Raw genomic sequence first — 16,807 nt, 5'->3', positions numbered from 1 at the left:
CGGTTTGCGGTTTGCGGTTTGCGGTTTGCGGTTTGCGGTTTGCGGTTTGCGGTTTGCGGTTTGCGGTTTGCGGTTTGCGGTTTGCGGTTTGCGGTTTGCAACTTGCATCTCGCGACTTGCGACTTGCATCTCGCGTCTCGCGTCTCGCGTCTCGCGTCTCGCGTCTCGCGTCTCGCGTCTCGCGTCTCGCGATTTTCAGCTTGCGGCATTCGCAGCGCGTTGTCCTCGCGCCTTTCGTCGCGATTCTCGCTTCGTCACGCGATTCGTCGGCCGCAACGCGCCCGCATTGCCTGCGCGCCCCGCCCGCTCGCACGCGCATCCCGAGCATCCCGACGCATCCCATCGCATCCCGGCATCCGCGATTCGCCTGCCCGTCGCGCTCAATCATCTGATTTAAGGAACCCGGGCCCGCGCCGATAACCAGCCATCGACGCAGGCCACACGGCATTCACCCAGCAACGCCCGAAATCAGATGAAGCTCCGCCACAAAATCCCGCTTGCCTTCGCGGCAGCCCTCGTCGTCACATCCGCCGGCGCGTTCTACGGCATTCATGCGCTCAACCGCTCGCTCGACACGTACGCCACGACGGTCCAGCAAAACGCCGCGAACGAGCGGATGGTGTCCGCGACGCTCGTCGCGTTCAAGCTGCAAGTGCAGGAATGGAAGGACACGCTGCTGCGCGGCAAGGACCCGGCGAAACTCGACAAGTACTGGAGCGCGTTCCAGCAGCGCGAACGAACCGTCGGCGCACTCGCCGCCGAACTCGAATCGAAGCTGCCCGACGGCGAGAGCCGCAGGCTGATCGAGCAATTCGCGTCGGCGCACGTGGAAATGGGGCGAGGCTATCGTAAGGGATTCGAAGCATTCAAGGCGTCGGGCTTCGATCCGTCGGCGGGCGACCAGGCCGTGGCCGGCGTCGATCGCGCGCCCGCCGCGCTCCTCGAAAAGGCCGCGCAGGACATCGCCGCCGACAGCGCGCGCGAATCGGCCGAAGCCGCGAGCAACGCCGCGCACGCGACGACGGTCAGCATCGTCGCGACGCTCGTCGTGTTCGCGCTCGCGCTCGCCGGCGGCGTCTGGTTCAGCGGCGCCGTCACGCGCCCGCTCGCGCGCGCGCTCGCCTGCGTGCGCCGGGTCGCGACGGGCGATCTGTCGACGCCGATCGACGCGCGCGGCGACGACGAGATCGCCGAGCTGCTCGCCGCGCTGAAGGACATGCAGGCGAGCCTGTCGCGCGTCGTCCACGACGTGCGGCACAGCGCCGACGGCGTCGCGACCGCGAGCGCGCAGATCGCGTCGGGCAATCTCGATCTGTCGTCGCGCACCGAGGAACAGGCGGCGTCGCTCGAGGAAACGGCGGCGAGCATGGACGAGCTCACGTCGACCGTGCGCCGCAACGCCGAGCATGCGCAGCATGCGTGCGCGGTGGCCGCAGGCGCGTCGACGACCGCGACGCGCGGCGGCGACGTGATGCGGCAAGTCGTCGACACGATGCGCGGGATCGCGGACAGCTCGGGCCGGGTCGCCGAGATCATCGCGGTGATCGACGGCATCGCGTTCCAGACCAACATCCTCGCGCTGAACGCGGCCGTCGAAGCCGCGCGCGCGGGCGAGCAAGGGCGCGGCTTCGCGGTCGTCGCGGGCGAGGTGCGCACGCTCGCGCAGCGCAGCGCGACGGCGGCCCGCGAAATCAAGGCGCTGATCGAGCAGTCGGCCGAACGCGTCGGCGCGGGCTCCGCGCTCGTCGGCGACGCGGGGCGGATCATCGGCGAGATCGTCGGCTCGGTGCGGCAGGTGACGGACATCGTGAGCGAGATCGCGTCGGCGTCGAACGAGCAGAGCGTCGGCATCGAGCAGGTCAACCATGCCGTCGCGCAAATGGACAACGTGACGCAGCAGAACGCGGCGCTCGTCGAGGAGGCGTCGGCGGCGGCGCACGCGCTCGCCGAGCAGGCGCGCGCGCTGCACGGCGCGGTCGCGGTGTTCAGGCTGCAAGACGATCGCGTGAGCGAGCGCGGCGACGCTCGCGGCGCGCAGCAGCCCGCCGAGCAAAAACTTCGGCTGGCGGACGCGTTTGTCTGAACGCCCGGCGAGCCGCGCGCATACCACCGGCGCTCGCCTCGGCGCAACTCGGTGCGGCTCGGTGTGGCTCGGTGTGGCACGGCGCGGCACGGCTCGGCGCGGCTCGGCACGGCACGGCACGGCGCGGCTCGGCTCGGCTCGGCTCGGCACGGCTCGGCACGGCACGGCTCGGCTAAGCGCGACTGAGCGTGACCGAACGACTGAACGCAACAGAACGAAACTGAACGAAACTGAACGAAACTGAACGCGACGCAGCGAATCACATGCGACGCATCAATGCAACCGCATCCACGCTACGCACTCGGCTTGCTCGCGACGAAGTGAAACCACGCTTCGCCGCCGAGATCCTGTTCGCGCCGCAACGGCTTGCCGGTCGAGCCGCCGAACGCCGCGCGCAGCTTCAGGCCGGCGGCATCGAGCTGCCTCTGCTGCGTGTCGAAATCGGTATACATGATGAGTATCCCGAACTTGTGCGCGGCGCACACGCGCATCGCATAGCCGTCGAACGTTCGATTGAAACGCGAATTCCGGACATAGTTGAACGCGCCGACCGGCAGCGAATAGGCGATCCGCGCCGCATCGATCGCGAGCGCGAGCGGATTCGCCGAGCGCCGCGGCAGACGAACGAGCCGCGACGGCCCTTCCCGATAGCTCGGCCCCGCGAGATTGTGCGTCGAAAACAGCGCGAAGCCGCCCGGCCGCAGCACGCGCGCGAACTCCTTCAGGATCGACATCCGGCCATCGTGATCGACCGCGTCGATGCCGTTGTAGCTGAACACGACGAGCGAAAAGCTCTCGTCGGCGAACGTCGACATGTCGCGCGCGTCCATCCGGTGCACGCGCGTGCCCGGATGATTGCGCCGGCAGATCTCGACGAGCTCGGGCGTGTAGTCGACGGCCGTGTAGTCGGCGCTGATCGACTTCAGCAGCGGCACGGTGCGCCCGCCGCCCACGCCGACGTCGAGGATCGGCTCGTCGCGCACGCGCTCGGCGATCCATGCGAACGCCGCCGCCTCGCCGGGATCGGTCCAGCCGGATGCGCGCCCGTATCCGCGAAGCGCGCTGCGGCTGCGCCAGACGGCCTGATTGATGCGGTCCTGCACGAAACCTGCGTTCACGACTCCCCCTCTTCGCCGACAGCCTCGGCGAATCGCCGCACTTCGTTGAACTCGCTTCGAGTATCGTCATGCGCGCTCACGCATCTCTGTTCTGCGGCTTACACTGGCGGAGATTTCGAAGAAAGGCTCGAAGCGGCGCGCCACGCGCGCACCGCTTCGCGATGCGGCGAGACGTGCGTCGCACGCGATGCCCGATCGCGAATCAACGCTCGCGCGCGAAGCGATCGGTCGCCGCGATCAGCGCGCGCAGGATGCCCGGCTCGTCATATGCGTGTCCCGCGTCGGGCACGATCTCGAGCGACGCGCGCGGCCACGCCTTCGCGAGCTCCCACGCGGTGCGGGCGGGCGTCGCGACGTCGTAGCGCCCCTGGACGATCGCGCCCGGAATGCCCGCGAGACGATGCGCGTCGCGCAGCAACTGCCCTTCCTCCATGAAACCTTGATGAACGAAGTAGTGATTCTCGATGCGCGCGAACGCTAGCGCGTAATGCGCGTCGCCGAAATGCGCTTCGTGCACGGGATTCGGCAGCAGCGTGATCGTCCGGCCTTCCCAGATGCTCCATGCGCGCGCGGCTTCGTGCTTCGCCGCCTCGTCGTCGCCCGTCAGCCGGCGGCGGTACGCGGCCATCAGGTCCGAGCGCTCGGACGGCGGAATGGGTGCGACGAACGCCTCCCAAAGATCGGGAAACAGCCACGATGCGCCTTCCTGGTAGTACCACAGCAATTCCGCGCGGCGCACCGTGAAGATGCCGCGCACGACGAGCTCGCTCACGCGAGACGGATGCGTTTGCGCGTACGCGAGCGCGAGCGTGCTGCCCCACGAGCCGCCGAACACGAGCCAGCGCTCGACGCCCGCCATCTCGCGCAGCCGCTCGATGTCGTCGACGAGATGCCACGTCGTGTTGTTCTCGAGGCTCGCGTGCGGCGTCGAGCGGCCGCAGCCGCGCTGATCGAACAGCAGCACGCTGTAGCGCGCGGGATCGAAAAGGCGGCGGTGATCGGCGCGGCAGCCGCCGCCCGGCCCGCCGTGCAGGAAGACGGCCGGCTTGCCGTCGGGATTGCCGCACAGCTCCCAATACACTTGATGGCCGTCGCCGGTGTCGAGCAAGCCTTGCGCGTAGGGTTCGATCGGTGGGTACAAGAGGCGCTCCGGATGAATGGAAGAAAACGACCGGAGCGATCGGGCGCGGACGACGGGCGCGGGTGCGCATCGTCGGCCGGCGGCCCCGGTTCGGCGTCGAAAGCGACGCTTCATTATGCCGAGTCGACGGAAAATCGGCGCGCCCGTTCGCGCCAGTCCGCGCCAGTCCGCGCCCGGTAGCACCGCTTGCGCGCGGTCATCGCCCGGCCGCCCGCGCTACCCGTCGCGGCGCAACGCGCCGACGAGCAGCGCGAACGCCGCCGGCGGCCCGCATGGTGGAGGTAAGAGCCCGGATTCCCCGGGCACCCGCCGTCGAGCGCACGCTCGAGGCGGCCCTGCGCGACGTGAATTCGTCGGCGCGCCGGACTATCGGCCTATCGGGCGATCGGCGATCGGCCGCTCGATCGCGCCTAGATCTTCTCCGCGTAAGCCGTCCGTTCGAGCGGCATGCAGGTGAGCGCCCGACCGGTCGGCTCGATGTAGCGCCGCGCGAGCGCCGCAGGTTCGGGATGCTCGACGACGCGCCAGCGATAGGGTTCGAGAAAGCCCTGCAAGTCCTGCGGATCGAGGCCGAAATGCCAGAGCCGGCCTTGCTCGACGTAGCGCCGATGGAGATTCTCGTCGCCGTACAGATTCCGGCCGTCGATGAAATCCTTGCGCACGTAGGTCAACGCAAGCCGGCTGCCGCGCGCGACGGTCGCGAGAAAATCCAGCACCTTGCGCACGCCCGCCTCGGTCAGATATTGCGTGACGCCTTCCCACACGAAGAAGCTTCGCCTGCCGCTCGAATAGCCGTGCCGGGCCAGCTCCGCGGCGAGCGTCTCGCGCTCGAAATCGATCGGCACGAGCGTCACGTGCTCGGGCACCTCGCCGAACAGGCGGCGAAGGCGCCGCCGCTTCGCATCGATGTTCCGCGGTTGATCGACTTCCCACACGGGCACGCTCGCGAGCGGCGCGAGCCGATACGCGCGCGTGTCGAAACCCGCGCCGAGATTGACGAACGAATCGATCTCGCCGGCCGATTCGAGCAACTTCTCGTCGATGAAGCGCTTGCGGCACAGGATGCCGCCCCAGACGCCGGGGAAATTCCGGTCCGACTTCGCGGCCATCCAGGCCGCCCCGCGCGGGCCGATCAACGAGACGATCGCTCGCGTGCCAAGCGGCGCGATCGCGCCCGCCAGTTCGTCGACGATGATGCGCCGCTCCGCGGGAAGCCGTTGCTCGACGGCGACCATCGCAATCGGTCGCGCGCCGGTCTGCGCTGCTGTCAACGCCATGTCGACACCTCGTCTGAAAAGTTCGATGAATCCAGTGTAGGCCGCGCATCGGCCGATCGCGAGACGAATGCACTCGCATGCGCGCTCGCGCGAATTCCGCCGCGCCTGCGCTCATCGGCACGTTTCGTTCGTCTAATCGTCGTGCGCGCCGACAAAAACGGTTCCAACAAGCGATCTGATGCCGCGTGCCGCGCTTCGATGCCTGTTTCGATGCCTGTCTCGATGCCTGTCTCGACGCCGCGGACACGACGAGCGCCCCGAGCCGCGATGCCAAGCGCATTGCACATGGAACGTCAACGAAAGCGCCCTAGGGCCTGTTCCCGCTAATAACGGGCTTGCGCTGGCCGCCAGAAGGGCCGAGCACAAGGATTGCGACGAAGTGAATACTCGACGTATTCGCGAGGAGCATGACGCAGCGATCGGCCCTTCTGGCGGCCAGCCCCTCGACGGATTTTTTCGATCACGGGAACGTGCCTTAGAGCGCCTTCGCCTCAGCGACGGCCGCGCGCCGATTGCACCGGATACCGAATCATTCCGCGCCGGCGCTGCCGAACGTCGAATTCACCGGCCGTCGCCTCGCGCATGCAATCGTCCGGACGGTCGGCCCACGATCACGCCCCGCCCGGATCATTGCGCGTCCCGCCTTGCCTCGCTCGACATCCGCGCGTCACGCGTTCCGGCGTGCAGCGCGCCACCCACGCCGATCGCGCGGCGCGACACGCTCCGAGCGCACCGCGCGACGCACGCCGCCGCGAAGCACCGGTGCGCGCTAACCGTCACGGGAAGACGCGCACGATCCGGCTCGTCATGCTGTTGCCGGGTGTCGAATGCGAAATGCAAACACTCCGGCGACGCCCGACGCGCGCATTCGATCCGGATCAACGCGGCTCAGGCGCAGCTATCTAGAATGAAAGGGCATGACGAAGCGCACGTCACCCAAGCGGCGGCGCGCCCCCACGACCGATGAAAGTCGGAACTTCGGCATCGGAATCGCAAACCAAGCAAAGAAAGCCTCGACATTCGCGGCGAATGGAACCGGTGTGTGCCGCGGCTAGACCGACCGGCATTTTCGGATTCGCCGGGGGCAGCTTCGATGAACCGTCCTCACACTACGCAGCCACGTCTCCTTCAATGCGCATGCATGCTTTGCGTCGTTGCACGCACATCGCTTGCGGGCTTCGCGATATTCGTATCGCAACCGGTTAGCGCCGAACTGGCTGCGACGATTACCACCAAAGCATCCGTGTCGGCCAGCGCGGCTTCGGCAGTGGTCGCGCCCGCCACGAAGTCACATCGCGCGCCATCGGGCGCGTCGAACGCATCCGGCGCATCGAGCACTTCGAGCACTTCGAGCACTTCGGGCACTTCAGGCACTTCGGGCACTTCGAGCGCATCGAGCGCGTCGAGCGCGTCGGAGGCATCCGGCGCATCCGCGTCTTTGCAAGCGTCGAGCGCACAATCGGCAACGCCCCGCGTGCTAACCGCCCCGCCGCTGCCGACGCTGACCGAAGCCGAAGCAGCGGACGTAACGCGCCGCGCGCTCGCGTTGCGCGCAACGTTCGCGCACGAAGTCACGCGACGCCTGAAGGTGCCGGCAGCGGAGCAGCGCGCATACGGCGAGCGCCTGCAACAAATGCTCGATACGCGCAATCTGGGCGAGCTGGCCCGTGAATACGTCGTGCTCGTCGATCGCGCGCCGAACGTGCAGGCGGCATTCATCTACTTCCGCACGACGCGGAACAACACGTGGCAGATGATCGGCGCATCGCCCGTCGCGACCGGCCTGCCCGGCCAGTACGACCATTTCGTGACGCCGCTCGGCGTGTTCGAGCACACGCCCGCGAACATGGATTTCCGCGCGGAAGGCACGATGAACGACAACGGCATTCGCGGCTACGGCCGCCACGACATGCGCATCTACGATTTCGGCTGGGCAGACGCGGAGCGCGGCTGGGGCAAGGGCGGCGTGTCTCAGATGCGCTTTCAGATGCACGCGACGGACCCGGAATATCTGGAACCGCTGCTCGGCATTCGCCACTCGAAGGGATGCGTGCGGATTCCCGCGACGCTGAACGTCTTCATCGATCAGCACGGGATTCTCGACGCCGAGTATGAAGCGCGCGCCGCCACCGGCGACACGCCTTGGGTGCTGCGCGCGCATCGGCAAGTCACGCCTTGGTCGGGCCGCTTTCTCGTCGTCGTCGATTCGGCGCGCAAGACGCGCCCCGCATGGTCGCCCGCGCCGGGCAAGAAGGCGCAGGCGAAGGTTCCGAAGGGCGGCGACACCGCGGATTGATGCAAGCAGGCGCGGACGGACGAGGCCGCCGCCTTGGGGTTTCACTGTTTCGCCGCTGTGCGGTTGTGCGGTTGTGCGGTTGTGCGGTTGTGCGGTCGTGCGGTCGTGCGGTCGTGCGGTCGTGCGGTCGTGCGGTCGTGCGGTCGTGCGGTCGTGCGGTCGTGCGGTCTTGCGGTCTTGCGGTCTTGCGGTCTTGCGGTCTTGCGGTCTTGCGGTCTTGCGGTCTTGCGATCGTACCCTCGTGCCGTTCGCCATTACGCCGCCGAGCCGTGCCGCCGCGCCCGGTTCGCATGCGGCTTCGTCGCCGCTCACGTCCGCGCGAGAACGAGCCGAGCCCATGCGTCGACCGCGCCGCCGCCGTGTCAGCGGCGTTGCGCCACCGCGTCGTCCGCGTTCGTCGCCGGCGTTGCGCGCTGCCCGCGCGGCGCCCCGCCGAATCCGTCGAGAGCCGCCTTTGCCCGATACTGCGCGTCCCACATCGCCCGATAGCGCCCGTCGGCCGCGATCAGCTCGTCGTGCCGCCCCTGCTGCACGAGCCGGCCGCCGTCGATCACGAGAATCCGGTCCGCGCCGACGATCGTCGACAGACGATGCGCGATCACGATGACGGTCTTGTCCCGCACGAGCGCATCGATCGCGCGCTGCACCGCCAGTTCGCTTTCGACGTCGAGCGCCGCGGTCGGCTCGTCGAGAATCACGATCGGCGCATTCTTCAGCAGCGCGCGCGCGATCGAGATGCGCTGACGCTCGCCGCCCGACAGCCGGCCGCCGATCTCGCCGAGCCGCGTCTGCCAGCGCTGCGGCAGGCGTTCGATGAACGCGTGGCATTGCGCGGCGCGCGCCGCCGCCTCGACTTCGTCGTCCGTCGCGTCCGGGCGGGCCATCCGGATGTTCGCGAGCACCGTGTCGTCGAACAGGTAGACGTCCTGGAACACGACCGAAATCAGCGAATTCAGCGCCGCCTCCGGAATCCGGCGAATGTCGACGCCGCCGATCTCGATCGCACCGCGCTGAGGATCGGCATGGCGCAGCAGCAAACGTGCGATCGTCGACTTGCCCGATCCGGACGGGCCGACGAGCGCCGTCATCCCGTTCGCCGGCAGCGTCGCGCTGAAGCCGCCGAGCGCGTCGCCCGCCGCACGCGCATAGCGAAACGACACGTCGTCGAAACGCAAATCGAAGCGGCTCGGCACGCAAGACGGCTCACGCAACGGCAGCGGCTCGACCGCGAGCAGCGCCTCGATGCGCTCCAGCGCGGCTTCGATCATCTCGACGACCGCCGCATAGCCGATCAGCGTCGCCATCGGCTCGGAGAAGCGCACGACGATCACCATCACGGCCGCGACGACCGACAGATCGAGCGATCCCATCACGACCCACGTGACGGCCGCCGCGACGACGAGCTGCAGGCCCAGCTCGACGACGCTCGCGACGACGAGATTCGGCTTCGCGCTCTTGCGGTGCGCGGCCGTCTGCATGGCAAGCAACTCGTCGCAGCGCTCGGCGAGCGTGGACGCCTTCGCCGTGTCGCCGCAAGCCGCGCGCAGCACCGGCAGCCCTTGCGTGAATTCGACGATGTCGGCGTTCAGGCGGCGGTGCGCGTCCGCGAGCGCGCGCATCCCGCGTCCGAGCGCCGGCTGGCGCCAGCGGTACAGCGGCACGATCGCGGGAAACACGAGCAGCAGGATCAGGCCGACGCGCCAATCGACGAAAAGCGCGGCGAGCGCGACGACGCAGGGCGTGACGGTCGCGAGCGCGATCATGTTGACGATCGCGAGCGTGTAGTTCAGGTTCTCATCGACGTTGCCGAGCAGCAGCGCGTTCATCTCGCCCGAGCGCTTGTCCTGCAGCGTTTCGAGCGGCATGCGGCGCAACTGCTCGCCGAGCCGCATGCGCAGCGCGTGCGTCGTGTGCGCCATGCGCCCGTTGTATTCGAAGCCTTGCGCGCGCCAGCGAACGAGTGTCGCGAACGCGGCGATCAGCGTCATCGCGACCAGCCAGCCGAACGCCGACTCGATCGAGCGCGCGCCGACGATCGCGGCGATCAGCGGAAACAGGCACGCGAGCGCGAGCCCCTGCGCGGCCGCGGCCACGCACAGGCCGACGATGCTCGCGCGCAGCGCCGCCGCATTCGGGCCCGCGACGCTCGTCAGCCGGCGATACGTCACGCGCCACGACGTCGGGCAGGGGGTTTCGGTCGATTCGTGTTTCATCACGCGCGCTCCTGTTCGACGCGGTTCCGGTTTTCCTGCGCGCCCCCGCGCAGCGCCCAGCGTTGCACGCGCTCGTGGCTGTCCCACAGCCGCGCATAGACGCCCCGCGCCGCCAGCAGCGCATCGTGACGCCCCGCTTCGGCGAGCTCGCCCTGATCGAACACGAGAATCTGGTCGGCATGGCGGATCGTCGACAGCCGATGCGCGACCATGATCACCGTCTTGCCGCGCATCAGCGCGGACAGCGCCCGCATCAGCTCGGCCTCGTTCTCCGGATCGGAAAACGCGGTCGCCTCGTCGAGCACGAGGATCGGGCGGTTCTGCAGGATCGCGCGCGCGATCGTGACGCGCTGCCGCTGCCCGCCCGACAGGAATGCGCCGCGCTCGCCCGCGCGCGTGTCATAGCCGTGCGGCAGGCCCATGATGAAGTCGTGCGCCTGCGCGGCCTTCGCCGCCGCGATCACGTCGTCCATCGTGCGATTCGGCGAACCGAGGCGGATGTTGTTCGCGATCGTGTCGGCGAACAGGAACGTGTCCTGGAACACGAACGCCAGTTGCGACATCAGCGTATCGGCCGTCATGTCGCGCACGTCGACGCCGCCGACGAGCACGCGCCCCGCGTCCACGTCCCAGAAGCGCGGAATCAGCCGCGCGACGGTCGTCTTGCCCGCGCCCGACGGGCCGACGAGCGCCGTCGTCGAGCCCTGCGGAACGTGGAAGCTCACGTTGCGCAGCACGCGCGCGCCGTCGCGGTCGTCGGCGTCGGCGGCGTCGGCGGCGTCGTCGTCGTCGACGGCGGCGGCGTCGTGCTTGTCGCCGCTTGTGCCGCCGCTTGTGTCGCCGCTCGCGCCACCGCCGGCGCCCCGAACGCGACCGGCGTCGCGGCAGGCGGGCGCGGCGTCCGAATCGTCCCCGGCCGTCGCCCCGTAGCCGAAGCCGACGTTCTCGAACGTGACGCTCGCGTCGGCCGGCGCGCGCCCAACGGCGGGCATCGGCAGCGTCGGCAACGCCAGCGTCTGCTGGATTCGCGCGACGCTCAGCTTCGCCTTGTCGACCATGTGGTTGAGCATCATCATCGGCATCATCGCCTCCGCCATGCCGGTGCCGACGAGCAGCACCGCGATCCACGCGCCGAAATCCGCGGCATCGCGCGCGACGAGCCACGCGCCGAGCCACAGCATCACGAGCAACGTCGGCAGCGGATTGAGCGCCGCGAACGAGAAGCGTGCGGAAAAGCCCGCCTGCCGATACCAGCGCGTGAGCACGTCGAGATACGCGTCGAGCGCATGCTGGAAGCGGCCGAACGTCGAATAGCCGGCATCGAACGTACGCACGACGGGCATCGCCTGCACGAATTCGATGACGGCCGCGCTCACGCGCTCGCGCGCGTCGTTGTACAGCCGGCTCATCTCGACCGAATTGCGCATCGCGAGCGTCAGCACGCCGAATCCGATCGCCATCACCGCCGCCGCGCCGAGCGCGAGCCGCCAGTCGAGCCACAGCAGCGCGACGAGCGTGCACGCCGGCCCGACGAACGCGCGCGCGTAGAGCGGCGTGCTGTCGGCGACGAAGATGTGCAGCGCTTTCACATCGTCGTGGACGACCTTCGACAGCGCGCCCGCGCCGACCTGCTGCAGCGTGCCGAGCGGCACGCGCGTCAGGCGCTCGGCCAGATCGCCGCGCAGGATCTTCTCGAGGCGAAACGCCGCGTAGTGCGACTGGCTGAACGCGCCGAGCCGCAGGAAATAGCTGCCGGCGAGGCACAGCACGGCGCACGCGAGAGGCCACGCCGGCCACGCGTGCGGCCGCTCGGCGAGCTGCCGCACGGTCCATGCGAGCGACAGCAGGAACGCGACGTTCAGCAGCGTCGCGAGCGACGAGACGAACATCGCGAAGCGGATCTGCGCACGCACCGGGCGCATGATGCGCCACGGGTCGGGGCGGGCATCCGCGCGCCGTCGGCGTACTGGACGGGCGGATTCGGTCGGTGGTTCGGACATGGCGATTCCTCGTGGGCCCGGCAACGGGCGAGACTGGTTGGCGCGCGGCGGCGCAAGCCGATCACGCGCGGCGCGCGGCGGCGCAAGCCGATCACGCGCGGCGCGCGGCGGCAGGAGAAACCGTGCGCGTCCGCGCGACGGCCGTGCACCGCGTCGCGCGACGGCACGCGATCGCGCGCGGCGGCGCATCGCGGGCGACGTCGCCGCCCGGCGCCGCGCGGCGGGCGGGCGGGCGCATCGAGCGCGGCGCGGCGCGCGCAGCGATCCGCCGCGCCGCGGCTCGCGCGGTCAGTAGTCGAACGCAACCGTCACCCCGACCGTGCGCCCGAGGCCGACCTGCGCGAGATTGCCCGTCGGCGCGCGGAACGCATACGTGCGGTAGTCGCGGTTCGTCAGGTTCTGCGCATAGAGCGTGAGCTCGACGTCGCGGCGCACGCGCCAGCCGAGCGACGCGTCGACGAGCGCATAGCCGCCCTGGCGCAGCTTGTTCGCGACGTCGAAGTACTGCGCGCCGACCCAGCGCACCGCGACGCGCGGCCGGACCGTGCCGACGCTCGTCGGCACGTCGCCGCCCACGTTCAGCGTGAAGCCGTAGCGCGGCGCGAACGGAACGTCGTTGCCGGCGCACGCGGCGCAGCCGAACGGATCGACGTAGCTGCGGAACGTCGCGTGGTTGAAGAAGCCGTCGAGCGCCGCCGTCCAGCCGCGCGCGATGCCCCATTCGACGCCGAACTCGACGCCCGTCGAGCGCGTGTCGCCGACGTTGCGCAGCGATTGGTAGCCGAGCGGATCGCTGCCGTAGAGTTGCGCATTGCGGATGTCGATCCGATAGAGCGCCACGCTGCCGCGCAGCTTCTGCCCGGTGTACCGCGCGCCGAGCTCGTAGCTCACCGCGCGCTCGGGGCCGAAGCCTTGCGCATCCGCGAGGCTCGACGGCGCGAGATTGAAGCCGCCCGGCTTGTAGCCCTGCGACACGTTCGCATAGACGCGCCACGCCGGATCGATCTGATAGCCGGCGGACAGCTTGCCGAGAATCCGGTTGCCTGCCATCCCGCTCGCGCCGGCGAACGGCGCGTACGTCGACGCGGACGCCATCGCCGTGCCGGCGAACTGCGTCCAGGCCTGATCGCGCGACGCCCGCAGGCCGGCCGACAGATCGAGCGCGCCCGTCACGTGCCACGTGACGTCGCCGTAAGCGGCGATCGACTTGCTCTCGTTGCTCGACGCGGTCGTCGACAGATTGACGACCGACGGAATCACCATGTCGTTGACGTACGTGCGCGACTGATGCACGTCCTGCCGATACAGGCCGAACACCGCGTCCCAGCGCCGGCCGGGCGCATGCGTCGCGAGCCGCAGTTCCTGGACGTTCTGCCGCCAGTTCTCCGGCTGCTGCACGAAGTACTGGAGAAACGGGAAGCGCCGCTCGATGTCGAGCGTCTGCCACGCGGAAACCGCCGACAGACGCCAGTCGCCGATGTCGTAGCGCCCGGACAGCGCGTAGCTGTTCCCGCAGCGGCGCATGTACGACTCCGCGTATTGCGCGGGCAGCCGCGGATCGATGTTCGCGGTGCGGCCGCCGATGTCGTCGAAGGGCACGTAGATATCCTGCGTCGCCTTCGCGCAATCGCGCCCGACCGATACGTTCACTTCCCACGGCGCGCCGGTCGGCGCGACGCGCAGCTTCGCGCTGCCTGCCAATGAGCGGGAACCGCCCTGATGATCCGCGCCGCTCACCGGATTGCGCAGATCGCCGGGCGCGTCGACGTGCGCGAGCGACACCGCGCCGTACAGCAAATCCTTGACGAGCGGCCCCGCGACCTCCGCCTGCTCGACGTTGCCGCCGCGGCTCGAGACGCCCGCCCGCAGGTGCACGCGCGGCGTGTTGTCGGGCGGCATCGTGACGATGTTCAGCACGCCGCCTTCCGCGCTCTTGCCGTACAGCGTGCCCTGCGGCCCCTTCAGCAACTCGACGCGATCGACGCTCATGAGCGTCTGCGACGCGAACGTGGGCAACTGCGGCACGCCGTCGACGTACACGGTCAGCGCCGGATTGTAGAAATCCTGCGCCGACGTGACGCCTCGCAAGCCGATCAGCGGAAACAGCAGCGAACCGCCGCCCGTCATCTGCACGCCGGGCAGCACGCGCGCGAGATCGAGCGTGTTCGCGATCTGCGCGTCGTCGAGCGCCGGCTGCTCGACGACGACCGCCGCGCCGTTGAGGGTCGCGAGCGGCTGATCGCGCTTGCTCGCGGTGACGGTCACCGCGGACAGCTCGGTGGCCTGCGCCGCGCCGGGCGGCAAGCCGGCCCGAGCCGGAGCGCCGTCCGGCCGCTGCGCCGGCGATGCGTCGGCCGCGCTTGCGCGGGCGATGCCCGCCAAAGAAATGAGAGAAACCGCTACTGCCGTTGCAAAGGCGTTCGACGCCTGGAGCCTGCCCCGCCAGGCCCGCTGATACCGCATGAAACACACTCCTTGATGATCTCGTAGGACGGCCGGCGGACTCCTCGTGCGATCGTGCCTCACGAGCAATCCCGTGTCGTCGTGGGCGCGCGCCATGACGAGACGAAGCCGTCGCGCGCCCGAGGGCGCGTGAAGCCGCCGAAACCGACCGGCTCTCCCGGAATGAGCGAATCGTCTCGACGGCGGCGACTGGAATTGCAATAATGATAACAATTCTCATTTACATTGCCACCCCGATCGGATCGACTTCTACCCCGATCGGTATGTGCGCGGAGACGATCACCGATGCCTGCTACCAGTCCTACGCATGCGACAACACCCGAAGTCGCGATATCGACGCTGCTCGCGGATTCCACGCCGCCCCCCGAATCCGCGCCCGACTGCCGGCTGCTGCGCGTCGCGTTGCAGGACGGCATCGACGTGCTCGTCTGGCAAGGCGAGCTGCGGCAGCCGGTCTCGATGAACCTTCGCGACGACTGGGGCCGCGTGCATTTCTGTTGCGCGCTGCAGGGCCGCTCGCGCTTCTCGATCGACACCGGCGTCCGCGAAACCGAGCATGTGCTGTCGGCGGGCACGGGATGCATCAGCTACACGCCCGATTGCAGCGGCCGCGCGATGCATGCGGGCCGAATCGAAAGCGTGACCGTGTCGATCCGGCCGGATCTCGTGCGCGAGCTCGCGCCCGATCTCGACACGGCGCTTCAGCGCAAGCTCGATTCGGCGCGCTGTTGCGCGCCATGCCGATGCGACGCCGAGATGCGCGCGACCGCGCAGGCGCTGAGCCATGCGCTGCAAGACAGGCATCGATGCGCGCAGGGCCGCTCGGGCCGCCCGTCGCTGTGGCTGCTCGGGCAGAGCCTCGCGCTCGCGAGCCTCGTGATCGAGGCGCACGGCGAGCCCGCGCAGCACGCGTGGCCGCTGCCGGCCGCGGACCGGCAAAAGCTGCTGCGCGCGCGCGATCTGCTGCTCGCGGATCTGAGCCGCGCGCCGACGATCGCGGCGCTCGCCAAGGAAACGGGGCTCAGCGTGCTCAAGCTCAAGCGCGGCTTTCGCCAGTTGTTCGATCACAGCGTCTACGGGCTCTTCCAGCACGAGCGGATGCACGAGGCGCGCCGTCGGCTGGCGTGCGCCGACATGCCGGTGATGACCGTCGCCGCCGACATGGGCTACGCGAACGCGAGCCATTTCACGGCGGCGTTCCAGAAGCAGTTCGGCGTCAACCCGTCGGCGTTCAAGCATCGCCGCTGACGATTCGTCCGGCGGCATCCGGGCCTTGCGCGATATCCGCATGACGCGCTCTTTCGCGGCATCGCCCGTCGCTGTCCGCACCCCGGCTGCGCCCTCCCGCCCCCCTCTTTTCGCCCGATGCGGATGCCGCGCCATCCGTGTCGGGCGAGCGTTTTTCGGCGGCGGCCGGATACCGATGCGAGCGCAAATAAACCCGTTTCGGGTAGAGGCTCTAAACAATAACGCTTATCGTTCTCAATAATAAGAAGCACGACAAATCGAGGCAGCGCGCGTCGCACAGCGCCGTTGCACTCGGGGCAGGCAGACGATGGCTCGCCGATCCTCAAACGGATCTTTCAGGCGGCCGCCGATCGATTGCGCGTGTCGCCCGAAGGCCGCGCGCGGGTTCGTCTGTCCCGAGTCTTGTCGCTTGCGTGGCGTTACCGACGAGGGATTCATGAACGACTTCATCGACACCCGATCCTGGCCGCTCGTGTATCTGCACATGCCCGCGCAGGTGCCCGATACGGAGGCGGATGCACGGCTCGCGCAGTTCAAGGCGCTGTACGCGCGCGCCGAGCCGTTCGTGCTGGTGATGGACGGCGAGGAGCTGCCGCGTCATTCGCCGCGCTTCGTATCCGCGTATGTTCAATGGAGTCGCGACAACGCCGAGCAGCAGCGGCTGTGCGCCGGCGCGATCCGCATCGAGGCGGACGGCGCGCGGCGGCGCGTCTACGAAGACAAGGCCCGCGCGTGGGACCGCGCCGGGCATGCGCCCTACCCGTTTCGCATCGCCGCGACGCACGTCGAAGCGCGCGCACAGGCGCAGGCGTGGCTTGAGCAGGGCGGCGGCCGCGCGCGAACGCCAGCCGCGCCGCGCGCCGCGCGCAGAAGTCCGTAGCGCCGCGAGAGCGAACGCCGCGCCGAGTTGACCGGCGCACGGCGCCGCACGTGCCGCGGCAGCCGACGCGCCTCGTCACGCGAGCGTT

11 protein-coding genes are annotated in these 16,807 nt (G+C 69.1%); 4 read left to right on the top strand and 7 right to left on the bottom strand.

The window, feature by feature from the left end; all coding sequences use genetic code 11:
- The first annotated feature begins 472 nt into the window (after nt 1-472).
- Nucleotides 473-2,083, top strand: coding sequence for a methyl-accepting chemotaxis protein (locus X946_RS28865; protein WP_038755267.1), 1,611 nt, complete (start codon nt 473-475; stop codon nt 2,081-2,083).
- Between the two features lie 293 nt (nt 2,084-2,376).
- Here X946_RS28865 and X946_RS28860 read toward each other — a convergent pair whose 3' ends face one another.
- The 4 genes from X946_RS28860 to X946_RS28840 all read right to left on the bottom strand — a co-directional run bounded on the left by X946_RS28860 (nt 2,377) and on the right by X946_RS28840 (nt 7,002).
- Nucleotides 2,377-3,201 carry a class I SAM-dependent methyltransferase gene (locus X946_RS28860; protein ID WP_038755266.1) on the bottom strand — a complete coding sequence of 275 codons (825 nt, stop codon included), beginning with the start codon at nt 3,199-3,201 and terminating at the stop codon, nt 2,377-2,379.
- Between the two features lie 202 nt (nt 3,202-3,403).
- Nucleotides 3,404-4,342 (bottom strand): prolyl aminopeptidase, encoded by a 939-nt coding sequence (pip, locus tag X946_RS28855; protein ID WP_038755265.1) that lies wholly within the window; start codon nt 4,340-4,342, stop codon nt 3,404-3,406.
- Nucleotides 4,343-4,752: 410 nt separating this feature from the next.
- Entirely contained in the window at nt 4,753-5,619 is an 867-nt protein-coding gene (locus X946_RS28850) for an SAM-dependent methyltransferase (RefSeq protein WP_038755264.1), read from the bottom strand.
- 1,128 nt (nt 5,620-6,747) lie between these two features.
- On the bottom strand, nt 6,748-7,002 hold the full coding sequence (locus X946_RS28840; protein ID WP_038755262.1) for a hypothetical protein: 255 nt from the start codon (nt 7,000-7,002) through the stop codon (nt 6,748-6,750).
- Nucleotides 7,003-7,093: 91 nt separating this feature from the next.
- Between X946_RS28840 and X946_RS28835 the strand changes: the two genes are divergently transcribed.
- Complete coding sequence (locus X946_RS28835; RefSeq protein ID WP_038755261.1) at nt 7,094-7,915, top strand: hypothetical protein; 822 nt, start codon at nt 7,094-7,096, stop codon at nt 7,913-7,915.
- Between the two features lie 362 nt (nt 7,916-8,277).
- Here the strand turns inward: X946_RS28835 and X946_RS28830 are convergent, their stop codons facing one another.
- The 3 genes from X946_RS28830 to X946_RS28820 all read right to left on the bottom strand — a co-directional run bounded on the left by X946_RS28830 (nt 8,278) and on the right by X946_RS28820 (nt 14,591).
- Nucleotides 8,278-10,128, bottom strand: a complete 1,851-nt coding sequence (locus tag X946_RS28830; RefSeq protein WP_081990127.1) for an ABC transporter ATP-binding protein — start codon at nt 10,126-10,128, stop codon at nt 8,278-8,280.
- Entirely contained in the window at nt 10,128-12,050 is a 1,923-nt protein-coding gene (locus X946_RS28825) for an ABC transporter ATP-binding protein (RefSeq protein ID WP_038755260.1), read from the bottom strand. Before X946_RS28825 ends, X946_RS28830 begins: the two co-directional genes overlap by 1 nt.
- A 366-nt stretch (nt 12,051-12,416) precedes the next feature.
- Nucleotides 12,417-14,591 carry a TonB-dependent receptor gene (locus X946_RS28820; RefSeq protein WP_038755259.1) on the bottom strand — a complete coding sequence of 725 codons (2,175 nt, stop codon included), beginning with the start codon at nt 14,589-14,591 and terminating at the stop codon, nt 12,417-12,419.
- 285 nt (nt 14,592-14,876) lie between these two features.
- On the opposite strand from X946_RS28820, the gene X946_RS28815 reads away from it, so the two are divergent.
- Together X946_RS28815 and X946_RS28810 are read left to right on the top strand one after the other, a co-directional pair.
- On the top strand, nt 14,877-15,839 hold the full coding sequence (locus tag X946_RS28815) for a helix-turn-helix transcriptional regulator (RefSeq protein WP_038755258.1): 963 nt from the start codon (nt 14,877-14,879) through the stop codon (nt 15,837-15,839).
- A gap of 436 nt (nt 15,840-16,275) precedes the next feature.
- Nucleotides 16,276-16,719, top strand: coding sequence for a hypothetical protein (locus X946_RS28810; RefSeq protein ID WP_038755257.1), 444 nt, complete (start codon nt 16,276-16,278; stop codon nt 16,717-16,719).
- Nucleotides 16,720-16,807: the final 88 nt, after the last annotated feature.

Origin of the sequence: Burkholderia sp. ABCPW 111 (genome assembly GCF_000773065.1) — a bacterium.
Lineage (GTDB): Bacteria > Pseudomonadota > Gammaproteobacteria > Burkholderiales > Burkholderiaceae > Burkholderia > Burkholderia savannae.
Note: the sequence above shows the minus strand (reverse complement) of the source record. Positions and strands in the feature narration are given on the sequence as shown.